General features: G+C 68.5%; 11 protein-coding genes. 7 read left to right on the top strand and 4 right to left on the bottom strand.

The genetic code is table 11. From position 1 onward, the window contains the following. Nucleotides 1-7 precede the first annotated feature (7 nt). Nucleotides 8-607 carry a hypothetical protein gene (locus FL344_RS06850; RefSeq protein ID WP_194863021.1) on the bottom strand — a complete coding sequence of 200 codons (600 nt, stop codon included), beginning with the start codon at nucleotides 605-607 and terminating at the stop codon, nucleotides 8-10. 413 nt (nucleotides 608-1,020) lie between these two features. On the opposite strand from FL344_RS06850, the gene groES reads away from it, so the two are divergent. From groES to FL344_RS06815, 7 genes are all read left to right on the top strand, one after another. Beyond that, nucleotides 1,021-1,311 (top strand): co-chaperone GroES, encoded by a 291-nt coding sequence (gene groES / locus FL344_RS06845; RefSeq protein ID WP_002640434.1) that lies wholly within the window; start codon nucleotides 1,021-1,023, stop codon nucleotides 1,309-1,311. Nucleotides 1,312-1,349: 38 nt separating this feature from the next. Then, nucleotides 1,350-2,999, top strand: coding sequence for a chaperonin GroEL (gene groL / locus FL344_RS06840; RefSeq protein WP_011554876.1), 1,650 nt, complete (start codon nucleotides 1,350-1,352; stop codon nucleotides 2,997-2,999). 151 nt (nucleotides 3,000-3,150) lie between these two features. Beyond that, nucleotides 3,151-3,408, top strand: coding sequence for a glutaredoxin 3 (gene grxC / locus FL344_RS06835; RefSeq protein ID WP_090493126.1), 258 nt, complete (start codon nucleotides 3,151-3,153; stop codon nucleotides 3,406-3,408). 97 nt (nucleotides 3,409-3,505) lie between these two features. Beyond that, nucleotides 3,506-3,910: a hypothetical protein gene (locus tag FL344_RS06830; RefSeq protein WP_194863020.1), complete on the top strand. Its 405-nt coding sequence runs from the start codon at nucleotides 3,506-3,508 to the stop codon at nucleotides 3,908-3,910. A gap of 87 nt (nucleotides 3,911-3,997) precedes the next feature. After that, on the top strand, nucleotides 3,998-5,044 hold the full coding sequence (locus FL344_RS06825) for a hypothetical protein (protein ID WP_228564840.1): 1,047 nt from the start codon (nucleotides 3,998-4,000) through the stop codon (nucleotides 5,042-5,044). A gap of 71 nt (nucleotides 5,045-5,115) precedes the next feature. Then, a complete protein-coding gene (locus FL344_RS06820; RefSeq protein WP_090493132.1) occupies nucleotides 5,116-6,495 on the top strand; it encodes a sigma 54-interacting transcriptional regulator in 1,380 nt (459 codons plus the stop codon). A 41-nt stretch (nucleotides 6,496-6,536) separates the two neighbouring features. Further along, complete coding sequence (locus FL344_RS06815; protein ID WP_141591390.1) at nucleotides 6,537-7,733, top strand: hypothetical protein; 1,197 nt, start codon at nucleotides 6,537-6,539, stop codon at nucleotides 7,731-7,733. 136 nt (nucleotides 7,734-7,869) lie between these two features. Here FL344_RS06815 and smc read toward each other — a convergent pair whose 3' ends face one another. The 3 genes from smc to FL344_RS06800 form a co-directional block, all read right to left on the bottom strand. After that, nucleotides 7,870-11,472 (bottom strand): chromosome segregation protein SMC, encoded by a 3,603-nt coding sequence (gene smc, locus FL344_RS06810; RefSeq protein ID WP_141617956.1) that lies wholly within the window; start codon nucleotides 11,470-11,472, stop codon nucleotides 7,870-7,872. Between the two features lie 534 nt (nucleotides 11,473-12,006). Further along, a complete protein-coding gene (locus tag FL344_RS06805) occupies nucleotides 12,007-13,398 on the bottom strand; it encodes a hemolysin family protein (RefSeq protein ID WP_141591394.1) in 1,392 nt (463 codons plus the stop codon). A 3-nt stretch (nucleotides 13,399-13,401) separates the two neighbouring features. After that, nucleotides 13,402-14,217, bottom strand: a complete 816-nt coding sequence (locus tag FL344_RS06800) for a lipopolysaccharide assembly protein LapB (RefSeq protein WP_090493140.1) — start codon at nucleotides 14,215-14,217, stop codon at nucleotides 13,402-13,404. Between the last annotated feature and the right edge of the window lie 164 nt (nucleotides 14,218-14,381).

The following is a 14,381-nucleotide window of genomic DNA, read 5'->3' as shown; positions in this document are numbered from 1 at the left end:
CCTCCGGCTAGTTGGCGAGCTGACCCTTGGGCCGCGGCATCATCCCCGCGTCGAGCAGCACGCGCTCCAGCCGGTCACTCCCGGTGCGGACCCACGCCTCATAGACTTTCAGCACGCCGCTGGGGCCAGCACGCACCATGCCCCGCGCGGAGATCTCCTCCAGCACCTCCACCACCTTGCGGAACTTCTCGCACAGCTCCCGGTACACCTGCGCGAAGCCCGCCGCCGGTGTCAGCTCCGCCACGTGGCCATACGCCGTGCCACCCATCTGGATGTAGTAGTCCGGCCCCACCACGCCGCTCTGCAGCGCGCCGGAGAAGAAGCCCACGGTGTACAGCGACACGTCGCCCAGCCGGCGCAGCGTGCGGATGCGCTCGGCGCGCTCCTGCTGCAAGGCCTGGTGGTAGAGGATGGCCAGGGGCTCGTGGTCCTTGCGCCCGTCCTCCTCGCGGGTGAACAGCTTGTCGGTGACGGCGAACTCGGACAGCAGGTTCACCAGGTAGAACTCCGTCACCTCCGCCAGTTCTACCCGCTGCCGCCCCGTGACCTCGCCCAGAAGAGACTTGAAGAACTCCTTCAGAGACAGGGACGCCACCAGTCCACTCATGGACACCTCCCGTCATTCCCCGGGCGGACGTCGCCCGAAGGAGACCTGGGAAGCGTAGCAATCGGGTGCGGGCGCGGCAAAAGCCACTCCCAGTGATTCCAGGCACTTGCGTTAGCACTCTCCTATCGCGAGTGCCAATCCAGCGCCCCACGGCAGCCCGCCGGGCATGAAGCCGCGGGTCGGGGACGTCACGGAAAAACCCCAGCAATGCCGCGCAGTTGGCACGTTCGGGAGCGGTCAGCCAGCGTCGCTTGACGGGTCAACTTCGCTGGTTATTATCCGCCGCGCCTGGGCGTTAGCACTCATGAGGTGCGAGTGCTAACCCCATGGGTCGCGAGGCCCTTTTTCAACCCCCAAGCAGCTTTCGGTTGCCAACGGAAACGGCGCCGGAAGCGACATGTAAGGAGCAGGCCATGAAGATTCGTCCCCTGCAGGATCGGCTCATCGTCAAGCGCGTCGCCGAGGAGAACAAGACCAAGGGCGGCCTCTTCATCCCCGACACGGCGAAGGAGAAGCCCCTCGAGGGCAAGGTCATCGCCGTGGGCAACGGCAAGGTGCAGGAGGACGGCAAGGTCCGTCCGCTGGACATCAAGGCCGGCGACACCATCCTGTTCAGCAAGTACGCGGGCACCGAGATCAAGCTCGACGGCGAGGAGCACCTCATCCTCCGTGAAGAGGATGTGCTCGGCGTCATCGAGAAGTAATCCGGCTTCCCCCACTCTTCCTTCAAGGAACCATCCAAATGGCGAAGGACATTCTTTTCGACGTGCGCGCGCGTGAGGCCATCCTCCGCGGCGTCAACATCCTGGCCGACGCGGTCAAGGTCACCCTGGGCCCCAAGGGCCGCAACGTCGTCATCGAGAAGAGCTTCGGCTCCCCGACCATCACCAAGGACGGTGTGACGGTCGCCAAGGAGATCGAGCTCGAGAACAAGTTCGAGAACATGGGCGCGCAGATGGTCAAGGAGGTTGCCTCCAAGACGTCTGACGTCGCCGGTGACGGCACCACCACGGCCACCGTGCTGGCGCAGGCCATCTTCCGCGAGGGCGCGAAGCTGGTCGCCGCGGGCCACAACCCGATGGACATCAAGCGCGGCATCGACAAGGCCGTGGGCGCCATCGTCGCCGAGCTGAAGAAGCTGGCCAAGCCGACCAAGGACAAGAAGGAGATTGCCCAGGTCGGTACCATCTCCGCCAACGGTGACGAGACCATCGGCACCATCATCGCGGACGCGATGGAGAAGGTGGGCAAGGAAGGCGTCATCACCGTCGAAGAGGCCAAGGGCCTGGAGACGACGCTGGACGTGGTCGAAGGCATGCAGTTCGACCGCGGCTACCTGTCCCCGTACTTTGTGACGGACCCGGAGCGCATGGAGGCGGCGCTCAACGACGCGCTCATCCTCATCAACGAGAAGAAGATCTCCTCGATGAAGGACCTCCTGCCCATCCTGGAGCAGGTCGCCCGCGCCGGTAAGCCCCTGCTCATCATCGCCGAGGACATCGAGGGCGAGGCCCTGGCCACCCTGGTGGTCAACAAGATCCGCGGCGTGCTGAACGTGTGCGCGGTGAAGGCGCCGGGCTTCGGTGACCGCCGCAAGGCCATGCTCGAGGACATCGCCACCCTGACGGGCGGCCGGATGATCGCCGAGGACCTGGGCATCAAGCTGGACACCATCACCCTCCAGGACCTGGGCCGCGCGAAGCGCATCACGGTGGACAAGGACAACACCACCATCGTCGACGGTGCCGGTGGCCAGCAGGAGATCGAAGCGCGCGTGAAGCAGATCCGCGCCCAGATCGAGGAGACCTCCAGCGACTACGACCGCGAGAAGCTCCAGGAGCGCCTGGCGAAGCTCGTGGGCGGCGTGGCAGTCATCAACGTCGGCGCGGCCACCGAGACGGAGATGAAGGAGAAGAAGGCCCGCGTCGAGGACGCGCTCAACGCGACCCGCGCGGCCGTGGAAGAGGGCGTCGTCCCTGGCGGCGGCGTGGCCTACATCCGCTGCCTCAAGGCGCTGGACGGCCTGCAGCTGTCCGGCGGTGAGAAGTTCGGCGTGGACATCATCCGCCGCGCCGTCGAGGAGCCCCTCCGCCAGATCGTCGGCAACGGCGGCCTGGAGGGCAGCGTGGTGGTGAACAAGGTCAAGGAGTCCTCCGGTCCGTTCGGCTTCAACGCCGCCACGGGCACCTACGAGGACCTGCTGGCCGCCGGCGTCATCGACCCGGCCAAGGTCAGCCGCACCGCGCTGCAGAACGCGGCGTCCGTGTCCTCGCTGATGCTCACCACCGAGGCCATGGTGGCGGAGCGTCCGAAGGAGGAGAAGGACCTCCCCGCCGGCGGTGGCATGGGCGGGATGGGTGGCATGGGCGGCATGGGCGGCATGGGCATGTAGTCCGCCCCTCACCCCGGCATCCGTCCGGGGTGACGTCCTGAACGCGGCCTCCGGCTCCCTCATGGGGATCCGGAGGCCGTCGTCTTTGCGGGCTGGGTGGCGGCACGCCCTCCTGGCCCTTACTTTGGTGAATACGAGGGAGGAGACACCCGTGAAGCCCGTGAAGATTTTTACGACCACCTACTGTGGCTACTGCGTCCGCGCCAAGGACCTGCTCAAGCGCAAGGGCGTGGATTTCGAAGAGGTGGATGTCACTGGAGACGACGACCTGCGCGCGAAGCTCGTGGAGATGAGCGGTGGCCAGCGCACCGTGCCGCAAATCTTCATTGGCGACACGCACGTCGGCGGCTACTCCGACTTGTCCCGCCTGGACACCGAGGGCCGCCTGGAGCCGATGCTCCAGGCCTGAGCACCCCAGGCAGGCGGGCAGCCGCCCCCGCCAAGGCTCCCGGCTCGCCGTGCATAGCTTTCTCTCCGTGGCACTTCACTCATCCACGGGAGGCGGCATGGCAGGCGAAGAGCGGCAGACGGGGACCCGGGACGAGCAATACAACCTCATCAGCGTCCTGTACCACCTGCTCAAGGGGGCCTCGACCAGTGAGGCGTACATCCGGGATGCCGAGGAAATCGGCGACCCCGAGCTCGCCCAGTTCTTCCGCGATTGGCAGGAGGAGCAGCGAAACCTCGCCGAGCGGGCCAAGAATCTGCTCGGCGCCCGCATGGCGGGCGTCTCCAGGGCGGGCACCGGCCGCAAGCGCTCGGCCCAAGGGGGCAGGCGCGGCGCGGACTCGGTGGAGAAGCAACCCACCAACGCGAGCGTCGCTTCAGGCGGCAATGACACGACGCGAGACGCCGTGGACGAGGAGCTGCTGGAGAGCTTTCCCGCAAGCGACCCGCCGGCCCGCTACTGAGGCCCCATCCGGATTCCTGCGTCCTTCCGCGAGGGAGTGACGCAGGATTCTGGATTCTGGCCGAACGTTCGTCTTGTATGGGGGGTCGTGAAACACACCGCTCCCTTCCCTTGCCCGCGCCTGATGCTGCTCATGGTGGCCATCCTGGCCGCGGCCTGCCGGAGCACGCCCTTCCAGGTGCGGGGCGCCGTGCCCGAATCGCTGGGCGCGTCCGCGGTGGTCGTCCAGCCCTTCGACTTCCAGTGGGCGGAGCCCGACTGGCGCGCCGTGGAGCTGTCTCAGCGGCTGGTGAACGTGGCCCTGGCGCAGACGGGTGACGCGGCCCTCTTCTTCGGCCCCACCGAGCTGCAGGTGGCGCGGCCCGGCGAGGACAGCGATAAGGGGCTGACGCGCGCCGTGGTGGCGACCTTGGCCTCCTACGGCGTCCGGCCTGACGGATTGATGGTCCTCCGCCCCTCGGCGGAGAAACGCACCCAGTCCGGTGAACGTGAACTGATTGACACCGAGGGCTACACGGTGGGCCAGAGCGCCACCGAGGTGGTGATGTACGTGGGCCGTGTCGAGGTCCTCCACCCCGCCACGCACGAGGTGGTGCTGGAGGTCTTCGGGGAGGCCACCGTGAATCCCTACGCAGACATCCTCGATGAGGGCGCGGACCCGGCTCCGGCGCTGACGAGCCTCATGGAGGAGCTCACGCGCGAAGCACTCCGCGGCCTGTCGAGCCACTTGAAGCCACCCCGCGCGCCATCCCCCGCGCTGGCCACCTCCCTGGCGTGGGCGCCGTGGGACGTGCTCGACATGGCAGCGTGGATGCCCAAGGACATGACCGACCTGGAAGCGCCGCTGCGCACAGAAGCCGGGCAGGACCCGCGAAGCCTGCGCATGCAGCGCCTGCGCTTCGCCAACCCGGACGCGGACGCCGCGCTGCTGGAAACACTGGCGCGGCGCCCCGGCGGCCTCTATGTGCGCGCCGCACCCGAGGGCGCAAAGCTCTCCGCGGGGGACCTGGTGCTCACGCTCGACGGCCGCCCCGCACTTCCCCAGACACTTGCCCGCGCACGACTGGCGCTCGTGCCAGTCGAAGCGCGCGTTCAACAACCCTCAGGCAGGATTGTTCCACTCGTACTGCCTTGAGTTTTCCCGATGTGAAGAGGCTCGCGTCGGGCTTGCCCGCCCATGCGACTCGCACCTAAAGAGGACCCGATATGGATAGGCCCGAGGTCACCCAGACCACTCAGACGGAGCAGGAAGGCCGCACCACCCGAATCCCCATCCCCGAATGGACGGTGGAGGTGGTTGCCGGACCTGACAAGGGCAAGAAGGTGAAGACGCAGGACGGACTGGTCCGCGTGGGCTCCGACAGTGCCTGCGACCTGGTCCTCACCGACGCCACGGTGAGCCGCCGCCACCTGGAGGTGGAGCGCACCTCGCGCGGGCTGCTGCTGCGCGACACCGGCAGCCGCAACGGCACCTTCCTGGACGGCCGGCAGGTGCTGCAGGCCTACCTGACCAGCGGCGACAAGGTCGAGCTGGGCAAGACGAAGCTCTCCGTGAAGGTCGCCCCGCGCCCCACCGAGGTGGATGTGGCGGGGGCGGAGTCCTTCGGCGCGCTGGTGGGCGCCTCGGAGAAGATGCGCTGGGTCTTCACGGAGCTGCGCCGCATCGCCCGCGAGGACATGAGCCTGCTCGTGGAGGGTGAGACGGGCACCGGCAAGGAGCTGGCGGCGCGCGCGGTGCACCAGCACTCGGCGCGGCGCCACGGCCCCTTCAAGGTCGTGGACTGCAACCTCATCTCCGAGGAGAAGGCCGAGCGCGAGCTCTTCGGTGGCCTGCGCGCGGGTGACGGCGAGGACCGCGAGGCGCGGGGCGTCTTCGAGGCGGCCCGGGGCGGCACCCTCTTCATGGACGAGGTGGGCGAGCTCCCGCTGCCCGTGCAGGGCAAGCTGCTGCGCGTGCTGGAGACGCGCGAGGTGCCGTCGCTGGACGGTCAGCCGGTGGCGGTGGACGTGCGCGTCATCGCCTCCACGCACCGGAACCTGGAAGAGGACGTGCGCCAGGGACGCTTCCGCGCGGACCTGTACTTCCGGCTCGCGGTGGCGCGCGTGCGCCTGCCGCCCCTGCGCACCCGGCGGGACGATTTGCCCGCGCTGGCCCAGGCCCTGGCCCAGACGCTGCGCGCCAGCATCACCCTCACGCCCCAGACGCTGGCCCTCTTCGAGGGCTATGAGTGGCCGGGCAACGTGCGCGAGCTGCGCAACGTGCTGGAGCGCGGCGCCCTCATGGAGGAGACGGGCAACAGCAGCTGGCTGGACTTCCTCGCCCAGCCCTCGCGGCGCGCGGAGGGACAGCCCCCCACCACCCAGGTGGCCACGCTGGTGGGCACCCTGCCCTACCACGAGGCCAAGGACAGGGTGCTGGCCGACTTCGAGCGCCTGTATTTCGCCGAGGTCATGAAAACCGTGGGTTTCGACATGAAGGCCGCGGAGCAGCGCACCGGCCTGTCCATGCAGAGCCTTTATCGCCTTTTGAAAAAGAACGGGCTTCGGCTCAAGGACCTCAAGAACGCCGAGGGCCTGGAGAAGTAAAGAAGTCCGCAAGCAGGTCCACCTCTAGGGAGAACAACCGCATGTTGCGTCGTGTTGCCGTAGCCTCCGTCGTCTTCACTGCCGCTTGCGCCGGCCAGCAGAAGCCCGCAGCCCAGGCCGGACAGCCCACGTCGACCGAGGAGCGTGTCCGCATCACCAACCAGCCCCCGTTCGACCTGGTGAATTGCTTCCCGCGCGAGCTCCAGCTCCCGGAGCAGGCAAGCCAGGGCGTCGTGCTGGGCGCGCTGCTCACCACGCGTCCCCAGGTGATGGAGTGCCTGGTGGACCCGAAGCACCGGGGCGCGGAGAAGAGCACCACGGTGGAGGTCAAGACGACCGTCACGGACCAGGGCGCCTCGCACGCCGTCACTGGGACGAACCTCACCCCGGAAGGCCAGGCCTGCATCCAGAAGGTGGTGGACACCCAGGTGAAGCTGTCCGCGCTGCCCAAGGGCGCGCAGCCGGTGGAGGCGGCCATCCCCTTCGAGCACACCACCAGCGGCCTCAACTCCGTCACCTTCAACATCAACGAGGGCTCGGACTTCACCGGCGCGGTGCGCCTGGCGCAGCCGTCCTGGTGTGAGTGCTACGCCAACTTCAAGGAGCAGGTCCCGCCGCCGCTGACGGCGAAGATCAAGCTGATGAAGGCGCAGCCCACCCCGGCCGAGGTCACCTTCGCGCCCTCCGGCAACACCGAGGCGGACCAGTTGGCCGCCTGCCTCCAGCCGAAGATTGCCGCGCTGCCGGCGAAGCTGAGCTCCGACGAGCTGGGCTTCTCCTACCGCTTCGTCCACTTCGACTCGTCCGCGCCGGACGCCGCGTCGGCCGCCCTGCCGCCCGAGCTGCGCTTCCTCCAGCTGGACCTCAACCGCACCCAGCGCGCGGCGGACTCGGCCATCGCCGATGGCGCCCGCACCCCGGCGGCCCTGGCCTACGCCGAGGTCGTGGACCGCTACCAGAAGACCAAGAACTGGCGCCTGTTCGACGAGATGTCCAGCAAGTGCGACGCGCTGGTGAAGGCGGACACGGACGTCATCGAGTCCATCAAGGCCCGCCAGGCCACGGACCAGGCCGCGCTGGCGCTGGCCACGGAGATGGCGGCGAAGGACGCGGAGAACTGGGGTGACGTCGTCACCGCCACCCAGAAGAACGTCGACGAGTCCGTGAAGGAACTGGCCGACGCGGAGAAGATGGCCGCGCAGGACAAGGCCGCCTGCCCGAAGAAGAACTTCAAGTAGTCCCCCGCCCCACGGCGGAAAACACGAAGGCGCGGGAGCCCGGAAGCCGGGGCCCGCGCCTTCTGTGTTTCTAGGGGGAAACCGTCGCCGCGGGGCGGACACCGGAGGCCCGGTGCCCTGCCCGCCCGGGACGGGCCTACGCCGCCGTCACCTTGTCGTCGTTGGCCGCGCCCGCCTCGCGCATGCGCACGCTGACGAGCTTGGAGATGCCCGGCTCCTCCATGGTGACGCCATAGAGGGTGTTGGAGACCTCCATGGTCCGCTTGTTGTGGGTGATGAGGATGAACTGCGACTGCTTGCTCATCTCCTTCACCATGTCGTTGTAGCGGCCCACGTTGCCCTCATCCAACGGCGCGTCGACCTCGTCGAGGAGGCAGAAGGGCGTCGGCTTGATGAGGAAGATGCCGAAGATGAGGCCCACGGCGGTGAGGGCCTTCTCGCCACCCGACAGCAGGTTGACGCTCTGCAGCTTCTTGCCGGGCGGCTGGGCGACGATTTCCACGCCCGGCTCCCCGCCCGGCCCCTCGTTGGTGAGGATGAGGCTGGCCCGGCCACCGCCGAACAGGCGGGGGAAGATGGCCTGGAACTTCTCGTTCACCACGTCGAAGGTCTGCTTGAAGCGCTCGCGGCTGGTGGCGTCGATGCGCTGGATGGCCTCCTTCAACTGCTCGATGGAGGACTGCAGGTCCTTCTTCTGCGCGGTGAGGAAGTCGTAGCGCTTGGACAGCTCCGCGTGCTCGTCGATGGCGGTGAGGTTGATCTCCCCCATCTTCTCCACCTGCGCGCGCAGGTCCTTCAGCTCCGCCTCCGTCTCCGGGGCCAGCGCGGCCAGCATGTGGTACTTGTGCAGTTCGTTCGCCAGCTCCACTTGGTGCCGCTCGCGGATGCCCGCCGCCAGGTGCTCCAGCTCCAGGGCGATTTCGCGCTCCCGCAGCGAGATTTGCGACAGGCCCTGCATCAGCTCGTCCACGCGGCCGCGCAGCTCGCGGAACGTCGCGTCCTGCTCACGCACTTCCGCGGAGGCCGCGGTGTGCGCCGCGCGACGCGCCTCCAGCCCTTCCGCGGCGAGCCGGTGCTCCTCGGCGCGCTGGGACAGGCCGCCCTCGGTGTCCGTCGTGCGTCGCTCCAACTCCTCGACGCGCGCCCCACCCTCTACCACCGTGGCCTGGAGCCGGGTGATGCGCGTCTCCATGTCCTGACGCTGGGAGACGAGGCTGTCCAGCTCCTTGCGGGCCGACTCGCCACGCTCGCTGCCGGCGGCCACCTTGATGCGCAGGCCCGTCAGCTCGCCGTTGGCCGTCTCCGCGCGCAGGCGCAGCGACTCCTGTTCGGACACCAGCTGCTTCACCCGCTCCTCGCGGCCCTCGCGGTCCGCCTGGCCGTGCGCCACCTCGCCGCGGCTCGCCTCCTCCTCGTGCTCCAGGGCCTGGTGGCTCTGGGTGAGCTGCCCCTCCTCCACCTCCAGGGCCCGCACCCGCTCGCGCACGCGGGCCAGGTCCTCGCCCGCCTTGTGCAGGTCCTTCTCCTGGCTGGCGAGGTTCAGCTCCTCGGCGTGCTGGTTCTTCGCCAGCCCCTTGAGGACGCCCTCCGCGTGCCCCATCTGCTTCTGGAGCGTGTAGTGCCGGGTGAGAATCTCGTTGTAGCGCTCCTCCACGCGGGCCACCTCGGTGGCCAGCTCGGCGATTTCGCGCTTCTTCTGGAGCGCGCCCACCGCCGCGCCCTCGCTCTCACCGCCGACGATGGTGCCGTCCGGGCGGAACACCTCGCCCTCCACCGTCACCAGCGTGCACGCCGGGCCGCCCGACTCGGTCCACGCGCGCGCCGTGGCCACGTCCTGGACGATGACGACATCCCCCAGCAGCAGCTGGACGAGCGGCGTCAGCGCCTCCTCACACGTCACCTCACGCAGGGCATGCGCGAGCACGCCGGGCTGGCTGAAGTCCGGCTCCAGCGGGGCCGGCAGCGCATCCAGCGCGGGCACCGGGAGGAAGCTGCCCCGGCCCTCGGCGTGGCCCTTGAGGTAGTCCACCAGCTCCACGCCCTTGTCGCGGCTCTCGACGATGACGTGCTGGAGCCGCTCCCCCAGGGCGGCCTCCACCGCGCGCTCGTAGCGCGGGGTGACGTTGATGACGTCCGCCACCAGGCCGAAGATGCCCTGCTCGCGGGCCTGCACACCGGCGCGCGTCATCACGGCGCGCACGCCGCGGTCGAAGCCGTCGTAGTTCTTCTGGATGTCTTCCAGCGTGGAGAGGCGGCTGCGCTTGTCGCTCAGCTCCTCCCGCAGCGCGATGACCTCGATTTCGTTTTCCGTGAAGGCCGCGCGGGTGCGGGTGAGCGCGTCCTCTTCCTGGCCCTTGCGCTCGGCCAGCTCCGCGGCGAGGTGCCGGGTGTCCTCCACCCGCTTCGCCACGTCGCCCCGGACGTTCTCCAGCGTCTGCTCCTGGGCGCGCAGGGTTTCCAGCTCGCCCTGGAGCTTCGCGCGGCGGGCGCTCAAATCCCCCCGCTGGCGGGCGAGGTTGACCAGGTTGCTCTCGTGGTTGGCCAGGCGCGTGGCCACGGCCACCAGGCCGGCGCGCTCCTGCTCCAGGCGCAGCGCCACCTCCGTCTGGAGCTGGGACACGCGGCGCAGTTCCTCCTGCGCAACCTGCATCGCGACCTCGTCCTCCTTCCACGAGCCGGCGATGCCCGACAGCTCCGCCTCACGGGCGGCCATGGCCTCGGACATCTCCGCCTTGCGCGCCAGGAGCCCGTCCAGCTCCACCTGGGCGGCGGCCACGCGGGCCCGCGTCTCCTCCAGGTCGCGCTTGCCGTAGGTCATCTCCTGCGTGTCGCGTTGCAGGGAGCTCTCCAGCGCGTGCACCTCCGCGGCCAGCGCCTGGAGCGCGGCGGTTTCCGCCTCCAGCTCCGTGCGGCGCCGGGTGATGGTCTCCTCCAGCTCCTTCACCCGGTCCAGGCTCTCCCGTTCCTCGGAGCCCAGGTTCTCCAGCCGCGACTGGAGCATCTTCTTCTCCGCCATCAGCTCCAGCTGGCGGTGCGTGGCCGCGTGCAGGTCGATGTCCCGCATGCGCGCCTTGAGCTTCTTGTACTTCTCCGCCTTCTTCGCCTGACGCGACAGCGCGTCGAGCCGCTTCTCCAGCTCGTTGGTGATGTCGGTGACGCGCAGCAGGTTGGCGTCGGTCGCCTCCATCTTGCGCTCGGCGGCCTTGCGGCGGGCCTTGTACTTGGTGACGCCCGCGGCCTCCTCCAGCAGGTGGCGCCGGTCCTCCGGCTTGCTGGACACGATGAGGCCCACGCGGCCCTGCTCGATGATGGAGTACGCCTTCGTGCCCACGCCGGTGCCGAGGAACAACTCGGTGATGTCCAGCAGGCGGCACACCGTCTTGTTGATGAGGTACTCGGAGTCGCCGTTGCGGAACAGGCGCCGCGTCACCGTCACTTCGGAGAAGCCCTGGTACTGGGGCGCCAGCTGGTCCGTGTCATCCACGATGAACGTGAGCGACACCTCCGCCATGGACAGCGGCGGCTTGTTCTCCGAGCCGTTGAAGATGACGTCCTCCATGCCGCGGCCACGGAGGTTCTTCGCGCTCTGCTCACCCATCACCCAGCGGATGGCGTCCACGACGTTGGACTTGCCGCAGCCGTTGGGCCCGACGATGCCCGTCACGCCTTCGTCGAACGTGAAGACGCTCCGTTCCATGAAGGACTTGAAGCCGGTGATGTCCAACCGCTTGATTCGCATGCCAGCGGGCTCCTAGAGCGGGCTCGGTACGAGGAGAAAATCGCGCGCGAGGCCGAAAAATCGGCCTCGGAGCGTTCAGCAGAAAGGAGTACCAGCCACCTTCCGGGCGATCAAGCATGGCCATGCCACGCATCGCCATACGTTCGGTTGCCTGGTCTGCGACAGAGCAGACGTGCTCTGTAGCTGTAGCGCGCGCACTGCGAGGCGGCGGCGTGTGCACCGCGCTTCTACGCTCCCATGACGTCCTCCCGCCGGTGTGGCTGCTTCAGCCCTGTTGAGTCCTGTTGCGCCACGCGAGCGCGTGACCTTCCGCGGGACGTAGCATTCCGGTCTGACATGCCCTGGGCACGGCCCCACCCGAGCCCACACGAACGCGCCGCCCATGCCCACCTGACAGGCAGGCGTGCCAACGGGGTGCGGGAGGGCATCACGCACGCATCATGACCAGGGGAAGGGCGAGACTGAACCGCCGCGTCGTGAAGCGCGGGTCGCCCGCAGCGAAGAAGCCCCAGCCAGGAACCAGCGTCTACGGGCTCAGGACTCGTTCGAGCCGCTCGGGGACGGCTCACCGGAGCCCGCCGAGCCGTCCGACACGTTGCGCGCGGGCGCCGACCGCGACTGCGGCTCCACGGTGACACGCACCACGCGTGGCCCTTCCACCGCGTCCACGACGATGCGCCACATGTCGAGCCGCAGCGTGTCCCCCTTCACGGGAACACGACCCAGCCTCGTCATGAGGTAGCCGGCGATGGTCGTCACTTCGCCCTCTTCGTCCTCGTCCAGGTCGAAGCTGACGTCCAGCCGCTCCTCCAGGTCGTCGAGCTGCGCGGTGCCCGGCAGCTCGAAGCGGCCGCCAGGCAGCGCGCGGACCTCATCCATGCGGCGGCCCAGCTCCGCGACGTCGCCCACCACCTCCGCCACCACGTCGGCAATCGTCACCAGCCCGGACGTGCCGCCGTGCTCGTCCACCACCAGCGCCGTCTGCCGGCGCCGGCGCCGGAACTCCGCCAGCAGCTGCTCCAGCGTGGCGCCCTCGGGGATGAACAGTACCGGCCGCTGCACCTGCGCCAGGCTGCGCAGCTCGCCCCGGGACAGCAGGAAGAAGAGGTCCTTGGCGTTCACCACGCCCTCGACCTCGTCGAGATTGCCCCGGCACACCGGCAGCCACGTGTGGCCCGCCGCGCGAGCATCCGCGATGCACTTCTCCAGCGGCTCTTCCACGTCCAGGAACTTCACCTGGTTGCGCGGAACCATCACCTGCCGCGCCGTCTTCTGCGCCATCTCCAGCGCGCGCTCCAGCAGCTCCGCGCGCGCCGTCGTAATCGCGCCCGCCTGCGCCGAGCTGTGGAGGATGACCAGCAGCTCATCCTCGCTGTGCGCCTCGTGCGCCTCTCCCACCGCCTGGAGGCCGAAGACGCGCAGCACCCACGCCGCCAGCCCGTTGAGCAGGACGATGGCCGGATAGAACAGGACGTAGAACACCCGCATGGGCAGCGCCACCGCGAGCGTCGTGTCCTCGGGCCGCTGAATCGCCAGGCTCTTGGGCGCCAGCTCACCGAGGACGATGTGCAGGAAGGTGATGATGCTGAAGCCAATCACCACCGCCGCGGAGTGGGCCAACGTGGTGGCGGCGCCCTCCGGCACCAGCTGCACCAGCACCGGCTCCAACAAACGCGCGAAGGCCGGTTCACCCAGCCAGCCCAGGCCCAGGGAGGCCAGGGTGATGCCGAACTGCGTGGCGGAGAGGTACGCGTCCAGCTTCTCCACCATCTTCATGGCCGTGGGCGCGCCCGGCGCACCTTCGTCCACCAGGGCCTGGAGCCGCGTGGCCCGAATCTTCACGATGGCGAACTCGGTCGCCACGAAGAAGCCGTTGGCGAATACGAGGAGGATCGCCAACCCCAGGAACAACCATTCGTTGCCCATGGCTCAGAACAAGGCTTCGAAGTCCGGGTCACCCTTGAGGGCGTCGAACATGGGGTCGGTGGAGAGCCACCCCATTACCTTCGGCCGGTCCGCGGTGAGCGACTTCTGCAGGTACTGCACGGCGTCCTTGGGACGCCCCCACAGCGCGAACAAGGCGGACAGGTTGTAGTTGAGCAGCAGGTCTTCCGGATTGAGCGCCCGCGCCCGCTCATAGGCGCGCTCCGCCTCCGCGTAGAAGCCCTTCTGCGCGTAGCAGATGCCCAAATCCAGCTGCGCCTCGAAGTTGTCCGGCTCCAGGCGCACCACTTCCTTCAGCTGGGTGATGGCGGAGCGGTAGTCGCCCTCGTCCATCATCAGCGCGGCCAGCTCGTGACGGGGGAAGGCATCCTGGGGGTCCAGCTCGATGGCCGTCTGGAGCTCGCGCATCGCCTCCTCCACGCGGCCCTGGTCCGCGTAGGTGAGGCCCAGGTTGAGGTGGGCGTCCGGATACTCCGGGTCCAGCTCGATGGCTTCCTTGTACTCCTCCACCGCCATCTCCCCCGCGTGGGTGGAGAGGAAGCAGGCCAGGTTGTAGTGCGCCGTGGCGCTCTCCGGCTCCAGCTTCAGGGCGGTGAGGTACTCCGACAGGGCCTCGCGGAAGAGCTTCTTCTCCGCGTAGACGGTCGCCAGGTTGTCGTGGGCGTGCGCGGAGCTCGGGTCGAGGTCAATGGCCTTCTTGAACTCCTTGATGGCCTCGTCGAGCCAACCCCGGTCCGCCAGCTCGATTCCACGAGTGTTGTGCTCGTCGGAGAGAGCGATGTTGTCCTTTTCGCGGGCCATGAGCGCGCGGGCAATCTACGCGCCGCGCTCCAAGAGGTGCAAGGTAGAGTTTCCCCTCGCCCATGCGCCACGTCGCCCTGCTGCTGCTCATGTTGTCCGCCTGTCACCCCCGCGCCATCCCCCCGCCGGAGCCGCTGCCACCGGAGGAGCCCGCCGGACAGTCC

Origin of the sequence: Myxococcus sp. AB036A (assembly GCF_006547355.1) — a bacterium.
Taxonomy (GTDB): domain Bacteria; phylum Myxococcota; class Myxococcia; order Myxococcales; family Myxococcaceae; genus Myxococcus; species Myxococcus virescens.
The sequence above is the reverse complement of the archived record's forward strand: the minus strand, read 5'-3'. Positions and strand labels throughout refer to the sequence as shown.

Coding starts and splice junctions, on each gene's coding strand:
- FL344_RS06850 (WP_194863021.1), bottom strand. CDS start 607: ATGAGTGGACTGGTGGCGTCCCTGTCTCTGAAGGAGTTCTTCAAGTCT.
- groES (WP_002640434.1), top strand. CDS start 1,021: ATGAAGATTCGTCCCCTGCAGGATCGGCTCATCGTCAAGCGCGTCGCC.
- groL (WP_011554876.1), top strand. CDS start 1,350: ATGGCGAAGGACATTCTTTTCGACGTGCGCGCGCGTGAGGCCATCCTC.
- FL344_RS06830 (WP_194863020.1), top strand. CDS start 3,506: ATGGCAGGCGAAGAGCGGCAGACGGGGACCCGGGACGAGCAATACAAC.
- FL344_RS06820 (WP_090493132.1), top strand. CDS start 5,116: ATGGATAGGCCCGAGGTCACCCAGACCACTCAGACGGAGCAGGAAGGC.
- FL344_RS06815 (WP_141591390.1), top strand. CDS start 6,537: ATGTTGCGTCGTGTTGCCGTAGCCTCCGTCGTCTTCACTGCCGCTTGC.
- smc (WP_141617956.1), bottom strand. CDS start 11,472: ATGCGAATCAAGCGGTTGGACATCACCGGCTTCAAGTCCTTCATGGAA.
- FL344_RS06805 (WP_141591394.1), bottom strand. CDS start 13,398: ATGGGCAACGAATGGTTGTTCCTGGGGTTGGCGATCCTCCTCGTATTC.
- FL344_RS06800 (WP_090493140.1), bottom strand. CDS start 14,217: ATGGCCCGCGAAAAGGACAACATCGCTCTCTCCGACGAGCACAACACT.